Annotated in this window: 13 protein-coding genes; 10 read left to right on the top strand and 3 right to left on the bottom strand. The window is 67.4% G+C overall.

Annotation, left to right across the window (positions count from 1 at the left end):
* The first annotated feature begins 41 nt into the window (after positions 1 to 41).
* From pgeF to FPH17_RS02115, 7 genes are all read left to right on the top strand, one after another.
* Complete coding sequence (gene pgeF / locus FPH17_RS02145) at positions 42 to 770, top strand: peptidoglycan editing factor PgeF (RefSeq protein ID WP_238397098.1); 729 nt, start codon at positions 42 to 44, stop codon at positions 768 to 770.
* A complete protein-coding gene (locus FPH17_RS02140; RefSeq protein WP_154878491.1) occupies positions 771 to 1,562 on the top strand; it encodes a YggS family pyridoxal phosphate-dependent enzyme in 792 nt (263 codons plus the stop codon).
* Between the two features lie 123 nt (positions 1,563 to 1,685).
* Positions 1,686 to 2,219 (top strand): cell division protein SepF, encoded by a 534-nt coding sequence (sepF, locus tag FPH17_RS02135; RefSeq protein WP_154878490.1) that lies wholly within the window; start codon positions 1,686 to 1,688, stop codon positions 2,217 to 2,219.
* A gap of 70 nt (positions 2,220 to 2,289) precedes the next feature.
* Complete coding sequence (locus FPH17_RS02130; protein ID WP_095278043.1) at positions 2,290 to 2,595, top strand: YggT family protein; 306 nt, start codon at positions 2,290 to 2,292, stop codon at positions 2,593 to 2,595.
* A 263-nt stretch (positions 2,596 to 2,858) separates the two neighbouring features.
* Complete coding sequence (locus FPH17_RS02125; protein WP_154878489.1) at positions 2,859 to 3,875, top strand: DivIVA domain-containing protein; 1,017 nt, start codon at positions 2,859 to 2,861, stop codon at positions 3,873 to 3,875.
* Positions 3,876 to 4,217: 342 nt separating this feature from the next.
* A complete protein-coding gene (ileS, locus tag FPH17_RS02120; RefSeq protein ID WP_154878488.1) occupies positions 4,218 to 7,421 on the top strand; it encodes an isoleucine--tRNA ligase in 3,204 nt (1,067 codons plus the stop codon).
* A 68-nt stretch (positions 7,422 to 7,489) separates the two neighbouring features.
* Positions 7,490 to 8,896: a DNA polymerase IV gene (locus tag FPH17_RS02115; RefSeq protein WP_154878487.1), complete on the top strand. Its 1,407-nt coding sequence runs from the start codon at positions 7,490 to 7,492 to the stop codon at positions 8,894 to 8,896.
* Here the strand turns inward: FPH17_RS02115 and FPH17_RS02110 are convergent, their stop codons facing one another.
* Positions 8,897 to 9,817, bottom strand: a complete 921-nt coding sequence (locus FPH17_RS02110; RefSeq protein ID WP_154878486.1) for an asparaginase — start codon at positions 9,815 to 9,817, stop codon at positions 8,897 to 8,899.
* A 113-nt stretch (positions 9,818 to 9,930) separates the two neighbouring features.
* Between FPH17_RS02110 and FPH17_RS02105 the strand changes: the two genes are divergently transcribed.
* On the top strand, positions 9,931 to 10,575 hold the full coding sequence (locus tag FPH17_RS02105; RefSeq protein ID WP_154878485.1) for a WKL family lipoprotein: 645 nt from the start codon (positions 9,931 to 9,933) through the stop codon (positions 10,573 to 10,575).
* Between the two features lie 4 nt (positions 10,576 to 10,579).
* Here FPH17_RS02105 and FPH17_RS02100 read toward each other — a convergent pair whose 3' ends face one another.
* Positions 10,580 to 12,286: an ABC-F family ATP-binding cassette domain-containing protein gene (locus FPH17_RS02100; protein WP_154878484.1), complete on the bottom strand. Its 1,707-nt coding sequence runs from the start codon at positions 12,284 to 12,286 to the stop codon at positions 10,580 to 10,582.
* A gap of 31 nt (positions 12,287 to 12,317) precedes the next feature.
* Complete coding sequence (locus tag FPH17_RS02095) at positions 12,318 to 13,268, bottom strand: DUF6263 family protein (protein ID WP_154878483.1); 951 nt, start codon at positions 13,266 to 13,268, stop codon at positions 12,318 to 12,320.
* A 188-nt stretch (positions 13,269 to 13,456) separates the two neighbouring features.
* Here FPH17_RS02095 and lspA point away from each other — a divergent pair, with 188 nt between their 5' ends.
* Positions 13,457 to 14,002 (top strand): signal peptidase II, encoded by a 546-nt coding sequence (gene lspA / locus FPH17_RS02090; RefSeq protein ID WP_154878482.1) that lies wholly within the window; start codon positions 13,457 to 13,459, stop codon positions 14,000 to 14,002.
* On the top strand, positions 13,992 to 14,921 hold the full coding sequence (locus FPH17_RS02085; RefSeq protein ID WP_154878481.1) for an RluA family pseudouridine synthase: 930 nt from the start codon (positions 13,992 to 13,994) through the stop codon (positions 14,919 to 14,921). The genes lspA and FPH17_RS02085 overlap by 11 nt, the downstream gene beginning before the upstream one ends.
* Position 14,922 lies beyond the last annotated feature (1 nt).

Raw genomic sequence — 14,922 nt, 5'->3', positions numbered from 1 at the left:
CACCGCTCGCCCGGCCGCGTGGGCCGGGTAGCCTGGTTGGCATGGAAAACCTGACAACCCGCCCCGTCCGCATGGTGTTTACCTCCCGTGCCGGCGGGGCTTCTGCGTCCCCGTACGACAGCTTCAACCTCGCGCTCCACGTCGGGGACGACGAAGCGCAGGTGCACGCTAATCGACGCCGCCTCGCCACCATCCTCGACCTCCCCGAAGAGCACTTCGTGTGGATGGAACAGCTCCACACCAACACCGTCACCGTGGTCGACGTCCCCCAGGAGGAGCCCGTCGAAGCGACCGACGCCCTCGTCACCACCCAGACCGGACTTGCGTTGTGCGTGCTGGTCGCGGACTGCACTCCGGTGCTGCTTTCGGACCACGACGCAGGCGTCATCGCCGCCGTCCACGCGGGCCGGTTGGGCGCGCGCAATGGCATCGTGGCGCGCACCGTGCAGCAGATGGTGGAGCTGGGGGCGAAGCCGGCCAACATCCAAGCGCTTTTGGGGCCGGCCGCGGCGGGCGAGTCCTACGAGGTCCCCGCGGAGATGGCGGACGACGTGGAAGCGCACCTGCCGGGTTCCCGCTGCGCCACGAACAAGGGGACGGCGGGCCTGGACATCCGCGCCGGTATCGTGCGCCAGCTGCTCTCGCTGGGTGTGACGCACATCGACGCCGACCCGCGCGACACCATTACGGACGAGTCCTTCTTCTCTCACCGCCGCGAGGGCACGACGGGGCGTCAGGCCGGCGTGATTTGGCTGACGGGGGCGAAATAAATGACTGAGCAACATGCCGAGCAACAGCACGGCGACCTCAGCGTCGCGCAGCTGCGTGCAAACCTCGAGGCGGTGCAAGACCGGATTCGCGCTGCGGAACGCGCCGCTCACCGCGAACCGGGAAGCGTGGCCCTCCTCCCGGTGACCAAGTTCCACGGCGCTGGAACAGTCGAAGCGCTCGCCGCTGCTGGAGTCCACCTGGTGGGGGAGAACCGTGAGCAGGAGGCGCGCGCGAAGGCGGAAACTCTCGCCACCGACGGCGTGGACTGTGGGATAGCCATGATCGGCCAAATCCAATCCAAGAAGGCCAACTCCGTGTCCCGATGGGCGTCCGAGGTCCACTCGGTGGACTCCGTCAAGCTCGCCCGGGGGCTCGACCGCGGGATGGCGCTCGCGATCGAGCGCGGCGACCGCCGGGACGGTGCCGGAAACGTGCTGCGCTGTTTGGTGCAGGTGTCTGCAGACGGCGACACCAGCCGCGGCGGCGTCGCGCTGGATGACGCGTCATTCGGCGGCGTCACCGCGGAGGAGACGGTCTCGGACGTCGTCGGGGCCGTCGAGGGCGCGGAACACCTCGTCTTTGACGGTTTCATGGTCGTGCCGCCGCTGGACGCGGAACCAGGCGAAGTGTTCGCGCTTGTCCGCCAGTTGACGGACGAGTGGTCGGCCAAGCTGGGGCGTACGCTGCGGATGTCGGCAGGGATGTCCGGCGACTTCGAGCTCGCTATTGCGCACGGCTCAGACGTGGTGCGTGTCGGAACAGCTGTGGTTGGTCCGCGGCCCGTAGGCTAAGCGCGAACCTTACAAATAACACGCCCGGTATTTGTCCGGTCTTCGTCCCGGTCTGGCCTTGATCTGAGCAGCATTGGGCAGTACAAGGGGCACTTTAAGCACCGCAATCAAGGAGCACGATCAATGTCTATTTTTGACAGCGCGAAGGAATTCCTCGGCCTCGGCCCCTACGGCGAGGACGACGCCTACTACGATGACGCATACGACCGTGATGACCGTGTTGGTACGGACATGCGCGACGATCGCGGTGACCGCCGGGGTCAGTCCGCCCACGCTGCGCATGAGGTCCGGGACGTTCGCGATGTTGAGCCGTCGCGTGCGCACCGTTACTCCTCCGCAGCCGGCCGCGACTATGCCGAGCCGCGCGTGCGTCGCGAAGCCCAGGTCGTGATCCCGATGCTGCACTCGTACCAGGACGCGAAGCAGGTGGGCGAGCCCTTCCGCGATGGCAACATTGTGATCATGGACCTGACCAGCCTGAGCAAGGTGCAGGCGAAGGCGTTCATCGACTTCTCCTCCGGCCTGTGCATGGCGCTGCGGGGCACGATGCACAACCTGACGTCGCGTCTTGACGTCGACCGTCGCGTCTTTGCCATCGTGCCCGATGGGGTTGACGTTGATGAGCAGGACTTGCAGCGTCGAGCGCACCTCATCTAGTCGGGAAGAGGTGACACGCGCGGGGTAGCGGTTGCACCCCGCGCGTTTTGCTATAGGTATGGTGGCTCCCGTGGCAATTTTCGGAGCAATACTGTACGCCCTCGTTGGCCTCTATTCGTTCGTGGTGATCCTGCGCGTCATCATTGAAATGGTGGAAAGCTTTTCCCGGCACTTTGACCCGCCCCACTGGTTCATGGTCGCTGGGGAGGCGATCTTTGTGGTGACGGATCCCCCGGTGAAGGCACTGCGGAGAATGATCCCGCCGTTGCGGATGTCCAACGGCATCGGTTTTGACCTCAGCGTGATCGTGCTGTTTGTCGTCCTCGTCGTGGTGCAGATGGTAATTCGCGCCACCCTCATTACTCCGTTCGTCTGAGAGCAGAAACCTGCAGTTCAACCGGAGGTAGAGATCCTTGAATAAGTGCGGTTTTACCCCGCTTTTTGCGCTTCACTCGACACAGACCGCGTGTTCACGTGTATAAATAGATTGACTCGACGTGGCGGAGCTCTCCGTATCGGCTAGAATCGTCGGGTAAAAGCGTTACAAATTATTAGAAACACGGATTGCTTTCCCGTAACGTGGGAGGAAATCCTGTGCCCGGGTAACCGGGTACGTCACTGACTTCGAAGGGAACGCCCATGCCGCTGACTCCAGCAGACGTGCACAATGTCGCTTTCAGTAAGCCTCCGATTGGCAAGCGGGGCTACAACGAGGATGAGGTCGACCAGTTCCTGGACCTCGTTGAGGACACGCTCGCCCAACTGCAGGACGAGAACGATGATCTGCGCGCCCGCGTGGACGAGCTTGCCGCTGGCGGCGCCGCGACCGGCGGCGCTGCCGCTGCGTCCGCGTCGCAGTCCTCTGCAGTCGACGAGGCTGCTGTGCGCAAGCAGGTCGAGCAGGAGCTCCGCGCTGAGTACGAGAAGAAGCTGCGTGACGCGAAGACCGCCACGGACAAGGCAGAGGCCGAGGCCCGCACCGCGAAGAGCGAGGTAGAAAAGGCCCGCAAGCAGGCCGAGGCCGCAAAGCAGGACGCCGACAAGCGTGTTGCTGAGGCGAAGCGCTCCGCAGAGTCCGCAGCCAAGAGCACCACGCAGGGCTCCTCCATCGCCGCGCCTGCCGCAGCTGCGGCTGCCGGGGCATCCGCTGAGGCTGCCTCCGCCGATACCCACGTCCAGGCCGCCAAGGTCCTTGGCCTGGCACAGGAGATGGCGGACCGCCTGACCAGCGACGCGCAGGCTGAGGCCCGCTCCATGCTGGATGAGGCACGCGGTGCCGCCGAGCGCCAGCTTTCGGACGCAGACACCAAGGCGAAGAAGCAGCTGGCCGATGCGGAGACCCGCGCGAAGCAGCTCGTGGCGGACGCCGAGAAGAAGGCACAGGAGACCACCAGCGACGCAAACTTCCGTGCCGAGGCGCAGATCCGTCAGGCCGAGGAGCAGGCGCACAAGCTGCAGGCCGATGCAGAGCGCAAGCACACGGAGATCATGAACACGGTCAAGCAGCAGCAGACCGCGCTGGAGAACCGTATTGCCGAGCTCCGCACTTTCGAGCGCGAGTACCGCACTCGCCTGAAGACCCTGCTGCAGTCCCAGCTTGAGGAGCTGGAGACCCGCGGAACCTCCGCACCGAGCGGCGACGCCGGCGCGAAGTAGCGGAGCACGCGCTCACACCGCCCCGCGCACGGACCTGGGATGAGGTTCGTGGGCGGGGCGTTGGCGTCGATAAGCATGCTCCGCACCGCAGCGGCCAGGGGTGCGTTATACTGGCGGGGCACTTCAACAGCGCACGTGCTGATCCGGCCATCACCGGGGAGCGTTTTCGGAAGAACCCCGCGGCTGCAGGGCCGTGGCAAGTAGAACCGGACGTGAACAAGGGGAGACGTCACTTCCTTCACCACAAATGAAGCGGGAGCTGGCCCTGCGGTTGGCTTCAAGCAGGGTGGTACCGCGCGGCTTGCCGCGTCCCTGCACGAGAACCGCAACGTGCGTGGAGGAATGATGACCGAGGTAGGTGGCGTCTACCCCAAGGTAGACATGACTGGTGGCAGCAGCCGGTTCCCGGACATGGAACGGGTCGTGCTGGACTACTGGAACAGCGACGGGACCTTTCAGGCCTCGCTGAAAAACCGTGAAGACGCCGAAGAGTACGTGTTCAACGACGGCCCGCCTTTTGCCAACGGCCTGCCGCACTACGGCCACCTGCTCACTGGCTACGTCAAGGACATCGTCCCGCGCTACCGCACGATGTCCGGCTACCACGTGCCGCGCGTGTTTGGTTGGGATTGCCACGGCTTGCCCGCCGAGCTGGAGGCGGAGAAGCAGCTGGGCATCAAGGACAAAGCGGAGATCGAGGACATGGGCCTCGAGCGCTTCAACGAGTACTGTGCAAAGTCCGTCATGCACTACGCGGACGAGTGGGAAAACTACGTCACGCGCCAGGCGCGCTGGGTGGACTTTGAAAACGGCTACAAGACGATGGACCCGGAGTTCATGGAGTCCGTCATGTGGGCGTTCAAGGAGCTCTACGACAAAGGCTTGATCTACCAGGGCTTCCGCGTCCTGCCGTACTCGTGGGCGGAGCACACCCCGCTGTCCAACCAGGAGACCCGCCTGGACGATTCCTACCGCGAGCGCCAGGACCCCACGGTGACGGTGACCATGCCGTTCACCGGTGGCCGCGAGGGCTTCGCCGCCGCAACCACGTGGGAGGAGCACCCGGAGCTTCACGACGCAGCCGCGATCGCCTGGACCACCACCCCCTGGACCCTCCCGTCCAACCTGGCCTTGGCGGTCCACCCGGAGGTGGAGTACTCACTGGTCCGCGTTGCCGAGGACGGTGTCGAGGGCTTCGCCGGAGCGAAGCTGCTGCTGGCCACCGACCTCATGGGCGCCTACGCCAAGGAGCTGGGCACGGACCCGGAGGTCGTCGCCACCTTCACCGGCGCGCAGCTGGAGGGTCTAGAGTACGAGCCGGTCTTCGACTACTTCAAGGACACGAAGAACGCGTTCATGATCCTGCTGGCGGACTACGTCACCACCGAGGACGGTACCGGTGTGGTCCACCAGGCGCCCGCCTTTGGTGAGGACGATATGCTCACCACCGAAAAGTACGACATCGACTTGGTCATCCCGGTCGACGCCGACGGCAAGTTCACCAGCCTCGTCCCCGAGTACGAGGGCAAGCTGGTGTTTGACGCGAACCGCGACATCATCCGCGAGCTCAAGGCCGCGGGCCGCGTGGTGCGCGACCAGACTATCGTCCACTCCTACCCACACTCCTGGCGCTCCGGCGAGCCGCTCATCTACATGGCGTTGCCGGCATGGTTTGTCAAGGTCACCGAGTTCCGCGACCGCATGGTTGAGCTGAACCAGCAGATCGACTGGATCCCGTCGCACATCCGCGACGGCCAGTTTGGCAAGTGGCTGGAGGGCGCGCGCGACTGGAACATCTCGCGTACCCGCTACTGGGGCTCCCCGGTGCCGGCGTGGGTGTCGGACAACCCGGAGTACCCACGCGTCGACGTATACGGCTCCCTCGACGAGCTCGAGCGCGACTTCGGCCGGCGCCCCGAATCGTTGCACCGCCCGCACATCGACGAGCTGGTGCGCCCCAACCCGGACGATCCGACCGGCAAGTCCATGATGCGCCGCGTGCCGGACGTGCTGGACTGCTGGTTCGAGTCCGGCTCGATGCCGTTCGCGCAGTACCACTACCCGTTTGAGAACGTGGAGGAGTTTGAAACGCGCCAGCCGGCCGACTTCATCGTGGAGTACTCCGGTCAGACTCGCGGCTGGTTCTACCTCCAGCACGTGATGTCCACCGCGCTGTTCGACCGCCCGGCGTTCAAAAAGGTCGTGGCTCACGGCATCGTGCTCGGCGACGACGGCCTGAAGATGTCCAAGTCCAAGGGCAACTACCCGGACGTCAACGAGGTCTTTGACCGTGACGGCTCGGATGCGATGCGCTGGTTCCTCATGTCCAGCGCCATTCTGCGCGGCGGCAACCTCATCGTCACAGAGCAAGGCATCCGCGACGGCGTGCGCCAGGCGCTCCTGCCAATCTGGAACGCGTACTCGTTCCTGCAGCTCTACAGCTCGCACGAGGCGACCTGGTCGCTGGACTCCACCGACGTGCTCGACCGCTACATTCTGGCCAAGACGCACGACCTGGTCGCGGCTGTGGACACCGCGCTTGCAGACACCCGCATCGCCGACGCCTGCGACGAGGTTCGCCGCTTCGCCGACACCCTGACCAACTGGTACGTGCGCCGCTCCCGCGACCGGTTCTGGGAGGGCCAGGAGGCGCACCCGGAGGCCTTCAACACCCTCTACACGGTGCTGGAGATCCTCACCCGCGTCACCGCGCCGCTGCTGCCGTACATCTCCGAGGTCATCTGGCGTGGCCTGACCGGCGGGCGCTCTGTGCACCTCACGGACTATCCGCGGGCGGACACCATCCCGTCCGACGACGCACTCGTGGCGACGATGGACGCCACCCGTGCGGTGTGCTCCGCGGCTTCCTCGGTGCGCAAGTCCCGCAAGCTGCGCAACCGTCTGCCGCTGCCCAAGCTCACCGTGGCACTGCCGAACGCGAATGACCTGGCCGACTTCGCCCCGGTCATCCGTGACGAGGTCAACGTCAAGGCCGTCGAGCTGACCGAGGACGTAGATTCGGCGGGTTCCTTCGAGGTCGTCGTGAACGCGAAGGTCGCTGGCCCGAAGCTAGGCAAGGACGTGCAGCGTGCCATCAAGAATGTGAAGGCGGGCAACTACGAGCGTCGCGGCGACGACGTGGTGGTCGACGGCGACATTGTGCTTACCCCGGAGCTCTACACGGAGCGCCTCGTGGCCGAAAACCCGGAGAGCACCGCGCGCGTGGACGCCAACGACGGTGTCGCCGGCCTGGTCGTCCTAGACACCGAGGTCACCGAGGAACTGGAGGCTGAGGGCTGGGCCGCCGATGTAATCCGCGGTCTGCAGGACGCGCGTAAGCGCGAGGGCCTCGAGGTCTCCGACCGCATCGCCGTGGTGCTCTCCGTGCCGGCGGAGAAGGAGGGGTGGGCCAAGCGCCACGCCGAGCACATCGCCGGCGAGACCCTGGCTACCGATTTCTCCGTCACCACCGACGCACTGTCCGGCGAGCAGACCGTGCACGAGGTGATCGACGGCGTGACGGCGCGGGTGCGCAAGAACGCCTAGCCCTCACCGCTGTGCCCACCCCAACCTGCCATTTGGAACTTGTGAGCGATGATTGGCAGACTTGGGGCATGACTCGCTGGGTGCTGCACATCGACATGGATGCCTTCTTCGCGTCCTGCGAGCAGCTCACCCGGCCCACCCTCAAAGGCCGCCCGGTCCTGGTCGCCGGGGTCACCGGGCGCGGCGTGGTCGCAGGCGCCAGCTACGAGGCGCGTAAGTTTGGCGCGCGCTCGGCCATGCCCACCCACCGTGCCGCCCGCCTCATTGGCCCGCAGGCGGTGCTGGTTACGCCGCGTCGCCCGGTCTATAGCGCGGCGTCGCGACGCGTCTTTGACATCATCCGCCGCCGCGTGGACGTGATGGAGCAGCTCTCCATCGACGAGGCGTTCTTAGAGCCAGAGGAGCTTGTCGACGCCACGCCGGACCACGTCCGCGCTTGGGCCAACGACCTGCGCGACGCGATCAAGCAAGAGACCGGTTTGCCCAGCTCCATCGGGGCCGGCAGCGGGAAGCAGTACGCCAAGATCGGTTCCGGCTTGGCCAAACCGGACGGCGTTTTTGTCATCCCGCACGACGAGCAGTTGGACATCTTGCACCCGCTCCCGGTGAGCCAGCTGTGGGGCGTCGGCCCGGTCACGGAGGGGAAGCTCGCGGCGGCCGGCATCGAGACGATCGGAGACTTCGCCGCGTTGAGCGAGAAGGAAGTGGACATCTCGCTCGGCGGCGTCGTGGCGAAGCAGCTGTGGACGCTGGCGCGCGGCATCGATGACCGACCGGTCGCGCAGCGGGCGAAATCTAAGCAAATCTCGTCGGAGCACACATACCCGCAGGACCTCACCACGCAGGCGGAGGTTGACGCCGCGCTCGAGCGGGCGGCAGCGGGCTCGCACCGACGCTTGCTTCGCGCCGGCCGCGGGGCGCGCACCGTCACGGTCAAGCTGCGCATGGCGGATTTCCGCATCGAGTCGCGCTCAGCCACGCTCCCATACGCCACCGATGACGCTGGCACCTTGCTCGCCACGGCCTTCAAACTGGTGCGCTACCCGGACGAGGTCGGGCCGATCCGGCTCGTCGGCGTCTCCTACTCGGGCCTCGAGCACTCGCTCCAGGACGTGCTCTTCCCGGAGCTAGACCAGGCGATCGTGAAGCCCGCTTCGGCGGACACGGACTACGAGACCGGGGTGAGCGACCACGTGGCCCAGGAGCAGATCGACGTGGATACGCAGGCCGGGCACGAGCAGGGAATCTGGCAGGCTACGCAGGACGTGTTCCACCCCGAGTACGGCCACGGCTGGGTGCAGGGCGCGGGCAAGGGGTGGGTGACAGTCCGCTTTGAAACCCGCTCGACGGGGCCGGGGCGCATCAAGAGCCTGCGCGAGACGGACGAACAGCTGCAGCCTGCGGACCCGCTCGACTCGCTGGACTGGGACGACTGGTTCGAGGAGGAACGCGACGCCGAGGAGCGCGACGGCTAGCTAGCGCGCGCCGAGCAGCGGCGCCGGGTCGACGCCCGCGGCCAGCGCCGTCGCGAGCGCCATGCGGGCCTGGCCCGGGCGCAGGAAGCCCGCCGGCAGCGCGCCCTTCGCGCCGAGTGTGCTGCCGCCGCCGGCACCGCCGTAGGCAAACGCGACCTCGCCGCGCGGCACGGAGGTGGAAATGACCACCGGGATCCCGGCGTCCAGGGCGCGGGCAAGGGCGGTGCCCATCTGCTCGGAGACGTTGCCCGCCCCCAGCGCGGCGACGACGATGCCGTCCGGGCGGGAGGCGGCAACGGCGTCTACAAGCGCGTCGTCCGCACCGGGCCACGCGGCGATGACGGGAACGTTGCACCCGGCAAGTTGGGCTAGGGGAGCGGCAGTGGGGCGGGGCAGCGGCCGGTCGGAGGCGAGCGCGAAGGCGCGCAGCTCGCCGGTGTCGGCCTTGTACAGGCCGCGGGCCGGCAGGGTGTCGCCGCCGAAGTGGACGAGCACGCCCTGGCCGCGGCGCAGCGGGTCGGCGGCGGTGTCGATGGCGCGGCGCAGGTTGTCGGGCCCGTCGGGCGCGTCGGCGTCGGCGGGGCGCTGCGCGCCGGTGAGCACGACGGGCCGGGCGTCGTCGTGGACAAGGTCGAGCGCGAGCGCGGTATCGGCCATGGAGTCGGTGCCGTGGGTGATGACGATTCCGGTCACGGAGGCGTCGTCAAGCGCTTTGCGCACGAGCGACCTTAAGGTATCGACCTCGGCGAGAGTGACTGAGGAGGAGTCCAGGCTCGCGGCGTCGTAGGTGCGCACTGGCTCGGTGGTGCCGCTGCGGGAGACGAGCTCCTCGCAGGTCAGGGTGGGGACACGCGCGCCGGAGGCGTCGGTGGTGGAGGCGATGGTGCCGCCGGTGGAGATGACGAGGACGAAGTGTTCCATGAGTCCTAGCGTGCCAGATGTTGTTGTTGGTGTGGTGATACCGGGGCGATACGCTGAGTGGAATAAAGTGCAAACGAGAACCTACGAAGCAAATGCTGCCGCAAGGAGAATCAGTGAACGCACACAAACTCATCGTCGCCGTTGCCGCACTCGGGCTGACTGCGGGCCTCGCCGCCTGCTCCGATGATGGCGAGTCCGGCGCGGACACCAGCGGGTCCGCCAGCAACGAGCAGACCTCCGCCCAGCAGGCCGCCCCGGTGGCCGAGCTGCCGACCGCCGAGGAGCTCAACGCCGTGCTGACCCGCGCGACCGACTCCGCCCTGCCGATCGGCGAGCGCGTCAACACCGTCCAGGGCGGCGACAGCGTGCCCGAGCTTTTCGACGTCATGGCGCAGTCCCAGCAGCAGTCCGGGGCAAACTTCCAGGTCGTGGACCCCATCCTGCCGGGCTACGGCCCGAATACGGTCCTGGCTACCGTGAACTTCACCCAGCCGGAGCAGCAGTCCGCGCAGCAGGCGGAGGACGTGGAGTTCGTCTTCGAGGACGGGCAGTGGAAGCTGTCCCAGGAGTGGGCCTGCACCCTGGTGACGAATACGCTGCCGCCGGAGCAGGTGCCGCCAATGTGCACCGCCGGCGCCGCGCCGACCGTGCCCGGGGACCAGGCCCCGGCCGACGCGCCGGTCGCAGATGCCCCGGCCGCGGATGCCCCGGCTGAGCAGGCACCGGAGGGCGATTACCAGGAGGCCCCGGCCCTGTAGTCCGCTAGTCCACCTCGTCGCGCCATACCTCGCCGGTCCACATCGTGGACAGGGTGAGGATCCTGGCGCGTTCGTCGTTTGTGCGGATCCGCTCGCGCCACTGGCGGCGCACCCACCGGTCGTGGCTGGTGATGATCACGGTGCCCGCGAAGCCCAGCAAGGCGTGCTCGAGCTCTTCCGCCAGGGCGAGCGAGAGGTGGTTGGTGGGCTCGTCCAACAGCAGCAGGTCCGGGGGAGTGGAAAGGATCACGCCGAGGGAAACCCTGCGGCGCTGGCCCAGCGAGAGGTCCTCCAGCTTCGTTGCGGCTTGCGCCTCGGTCATCAGTCCCATCTCCACGAGGTCCGGGGAGCCGCCACCGGTACGGATGGCAAACGCCTCGGCCGCGGTAACCGTCAGGTCGCGCCACGAGTCGTCCTGCTCAAGGCGGCCCACGCTGTACTCCTCCGGGATGAGGCACTCGCCGGAATACTCGGTGAGCGTGCCGTCCAGGATCTTCAGCAGCGTCGACTTGCCGGACCCGTTCGGCCCCTCCACCAGCAGCTGCTGGCCGGGCTGCAGCTTCAGGTCCAGCGGGGCGAGGCGATCCGGCACCGCGAGGCCGCGGGTCACCACGGCGGGCACGCCTATCGACGTCGCCGTGTGCTCCGGCACCCCGCGAAACTCCAGGCGCGCGGGAGGTGCAGGGATCGCCTCACGCTCCAAGGCCTCCAGGCGCAGTCGCGCGGAGCGGCGCCGGTTGCCCACCGTCTTCGCTGCCTTATCGGCGTAGAACTTCGCCGCACTGCGCGTCTCCGTCTTGTTCTCGTGGGAGTGGAAGACGTCGTCCTCGCCCTGCTCTGCGGCCTTTTCCAAGCGGGCCCGTTCGTGCTCTTGGGCGGCGTAGTCGGTCTCCCAGCGTCGACGGCGGTCCTCGCGGGCCTTCAGGTAGTCCGAAAACGCGCCGGAAAAGCGGGCGCCCTGGCGGGTCTCCTCGCCGAACCCGCCTTCCGCGCCAAGGCCGGGATCCAGGTCGACGATCCCGTCGCAGGCGCGGTCGAGGAAGTAGCGGCTGTGGGAGGCCACGAGCACGGGGCCCTTAAACGCCTCGAGCTCGCCGATGAGGAAGTCCACGGCCTCGTCGTCGAGGTGGTTTGTTGGCTCGTCGAGCGCCATAGCCTCGACCGGGCGCAACAGGAGAGCGGCGAGCGCGAAGCGGCGCCGCTGCCCGCCGCTCATCTCGCCCAGCGGGGTGGAAAGGGGAACGTTGGCCAGGCCGAGGCCGGCGAGCACGGTGGCGATGCGCGCATCCAACTCCCACACGCCGGACTGCTCGGCGCGCGCGAGTGCGCGGTCGAAGTCGGCGGCGAGTGCGGCGGACGCGGCGTCGTCCTGCTCCGTGGCCATGGCCTCCCCCAGGCGGGTGATGTCGGCTTCGACGTCGCGGAGTTCGGCCACGGCGGCGTCGATAAGCTTGCTTGCAGGCTCGGTGAACGGCAGGGACGTTTCCTGGGCGATGAAGCCGGTGGTTGGCGGGGTGATGAGCTGGCCGGTATCGGCGGTGAGCTCGCCGGAGATGACGCCGAGCAGGGTGGATTTGCCGGCACCGTTCTCGCCGATCAGGCCCGTGACGGAGCCGGAGGGGACGGCGAAGGAGATGTCGGTGAGCACTCGCTTGCCGCCGGGGTAAGTAAATGAGATGCCATCGAGGCCGATGTGCAGCGGTGCGACCATGGGAAACTCCTTGAAAACTCTGGGGTGAGCGCTACGCGTCGTCGGACCCGTAGGTCACGGCCTCCGTGACGTCCTGCACCACGCGGTAGGCGGCGTCCTCGCCCGAGTAGACCAGGCGGGTGGTGGACGCGACCTGTCCGGACGTGGGCAGCGGGTGCTTCAAGTCCAGCGTAATACTGCCCTGTGAGGTCGTGGACGTGCTCTCCACGTCGAGCGTCTGCCCGTCCAGGTCCCCGGCGACAGAGTTGTCAATCTGCAGCGACTGCTGGGTGGGGCGTTCCTCCACGTGGACGTCAAGGTCGACGGCATCGCCCTTGAGCCGGGTCACCGTATAGGTTGCGGTGCGCAGCATGTTCGAGGTCCCGGTGACGCGGTTGCGCACGGTCCATGAGCCGCCCACGCCGACCGGTTCGTCCGGCAGCACCACGTTCATCGACGCCATGGCCAGCAGCGACTGCTCCACCGCTTGGCGCCCCCGTTCCTGGGACTCGTTCGGCGCCATAAGCTTCAGCGTGGAGATGGCGCCGGTCGACTGCGCCCGCCAGCGCATGAGGAACCCCTCCGCGGACGCGACCTCCTGGCTCAGCGGCAGGTCGGAGTGCTTGCCTTTGCCCACGGTGAACTCCACCGCAGCGTCCGCCGGGGACTCGTCCTCGCCCGGCTCCGGGGCGCTGCCCGCCGTGACTGCGAGCGGGAGGGTGGTGGTGGAGACGTCGACGCTGCTCACGTTCGGCAGGCCGGGGTCCTCGTGCGCCTGGTCCGCGGACAGCACGTCCTGGCTGATGCCGGAGGACACCGCGACGGTGGTGTCCCAGGCGGCGTCGCCTTCGCCACTCAGCCGGTAGGAGAGCTGCTGCGGGGACTCGCCCGCGGCAACGACCTCCACGGCCGGGGTGTCCATGGCAAACGCCGGAATCCCCTTGAGCGGGTCCTCGTCCGCGGTGCCGCAAGCAGTCAGCGGGAGCAGCGTTGCGCTGAGCACCAGGCAGGCGGCGGCGAAACGGGGTCGTTGAGCTGGGCGAGCAGGACGCGCCGAGCGCGTTCGGGGAGGCAGAAACATCACACTTTGAAACTACCGCACCGCGACGACCCGGAAGCAACCACGGCTGCATGCCGAGACCGGGCGATAGTGCGCCCGCGCGGAGCCGGACCCGCTACAGTTGACAGGCGATGCAACACAACAACAGTCACACCAATACGCAGGACCCGGCGTCCGCGCCTCGCGGCCCGCGCCGGGGGAGGTACCTGCCGCTCGTCGCCGCCGTCATGCTGTTCATCGCGGTGGCGGATCAGGCCATCAAACAGCTGATGGTCTCGTGGCTCGAGCCGGGGGACCAGGTCCCGCTGATTGGTGATTGGTTTCGGTTCTACCTGCTGTTCAACCCGGGCGCGGCCTTCTCCATGGGCCAGAACTCGACCTGGCTGTTCACCACGATCCAGCTCGCTTTCGTCGTTGGTGCGCTGCTCTACGCCCCGCGCCTGACCTCGCGTTTCGAGGCCATCGGCCTGGCCATGATCGCGGGCGGCGCCCTGGGCAACCTCATTGACCGCCTGTTCCGCGACCCCGGCTTCTGGTTCGGCCACGTCGTGGATTACATCTCCGTGGGCTCGTTTGCGGTCTTCAACCTCGCGGACGCCTGCATCACCGTCGGCACCGCCCTGTTTGCGTTGGCGGTGTTGACCTCCGACCGCAAGGAGGCACCGCATGCCGGGTGACTTCCGCAGCCTCCCCGTCCCCGAAGGCCTGGCCGGCATGCGCGTCGACGCCGCGCTGGCCAAACTCTTCGGCATCTCCCGCAGCGTCGCCGCCGAGATGATCGCGCAGGAGCAGGTGCTTATCGACGCCACACCGCCCCAAAAATCCGACCGCGTCATCCCCGGCGCCCTCATCGAGGCCACCCTCCCGGAACCCAAACGCGCGCCGGAACCGGTGGCGGAGCACGTCGAGGGCCTGGAGATCCTCTACGACGACGCCGACGTCATCGCGGTGGACAAGCCCGTCGGCGTTGCCGCGCACCCGACCCTGGGGTGGGACGGCCCCACCGTCCTCGGCGGCCTGCAGGCGATGGGCTTCACGCTGCCGGACGCGGGTCCCCCGGAGCGCAAGGGCATCGTGCAGCGCCTGGATGTTGGCACCTCCGGGGTGATGGTGGTCGCCGCGAGCGTCCAGGGCTACTCGGTGCTCAAGCGTGCCTTCAAGGAACGTACGGTGGACAAGACCTACCACGCCGTCGTCCAGGGCTTGCCGGACCCCATCGTGGGCACCGTCGACGCGCCCATTGGCCGGCACCCGTCGTCGGGCTGGAAGTTCGCCGTGACTGACGACGGCCGACCGAGCGTGACGCACTACTCCGTCATCGAGGCCTTCCGCCGTGCAAGTCTGCTCGAGGTGCACCTGGAGACGGGGCGCACCCACCAAATCCGCGTGCACATGTCCGCGCTGGGCCACCCGTGCGTGGGCGACCCCATGTACGGCTCTGACCCTAACCTGTCCAAGCGCCTCGGGCTGATCCGCCAATGGCTGCACGCCAAATCGCTCGGGTTCACGCACCCGCGCACCGGTGAGTACATGACGGTCGAGTCCTCGTACCCAGCCGACCTTCAACACGCGCTGGATGTGCTGAGGGCGGGCTAGC

Origin of the sequence: Corynebacterium gottingense (assembly GCF_007559235.1) — a bacterium.
GTDB classification, from domain to species: domain Bacteria; phylum Actinomycetota; class Actinomycetes; order Mycobacteriales; family Mycobacteriaceae; genus Corynebacterium; species Corynebacterium gottingense.
Note: the sequence above shows the minus strand (reverse complement) of the source record. Positions and strands in the feature narration are given on the sequence as shown.

Excerpts from the sequence above, each read along its gene's own strand:
- pgeF (WP_238397098.1), top strand. The coding sequence starts at position 42 with ATGGAAAACCTGACAACCCGCCCCGTCCGCATGGTGTTTACCTCCCGT.
- FPH17_RS02140 (WP_154878491.1), top strand. The coding sequence starts at position 771 with ATGACTGAGCAACATGCCGAGCAACAGCACGGCGACCTCAGCGTCGCG.
- sepF (WP_154878490.1), top strand. The coding sequence starts at position 1,686 with ATGTCTATTTTTGACAGCGCGAAGGAATTCCTCGGCCTCGGCCCCTAC.
- FPH17_RS02125 (WP_154878489.1), top strand. The coding sequence starts at position 2,859 with ATGCCGCTGACTCCAGCAGACGTGCACAATGTCGCTTTCAGTAAGCCT.
- ileS (WP_154878488.1), top strand. The coding sequence starts at position 4,218 with ATGATGACCGAGGTAGGTGGCGTCTACCCCAAGGTAGACATGACTGGT.
- FPH17_RS02115 (WP_154878487.1), top strand. The coding sequence starts at position 7,490 with ATGACTCGCTGGGTGCTGCACATCGACATGGATGCCTTCTTCGCGTCC.
- FPH17_RS02110 (WP_154878486.1), bottom strand. The coding sequence starts at position 9,817 with ATGGAACACTTCGTCCTCGTCATCTCCACCGGCGGCACCATCGCCTCC.
- FPH17_RS02100 (WP_154878484.1), bottom strand. The coding sequence starts at position 12,286 with ATGGTCGCACCGCTGCACATCGGCCTCGATGGCATCTCATTTACTTAC.
- lspA (WP_154878482.1), top strand. The coding sequence starts at position 13,457 with ATGCAACACAACAACAGTCACACCAATACGCAGGACCCGGCGTCCGCG.
- FPH17_RS02085 (WP_154878481.1), top strand. The coding sequence starts at position 13,992 with ATGCCGGGTGACTTCCGCAGCCTCCCCGTCCCCGAAGGCCTGGCCGGC.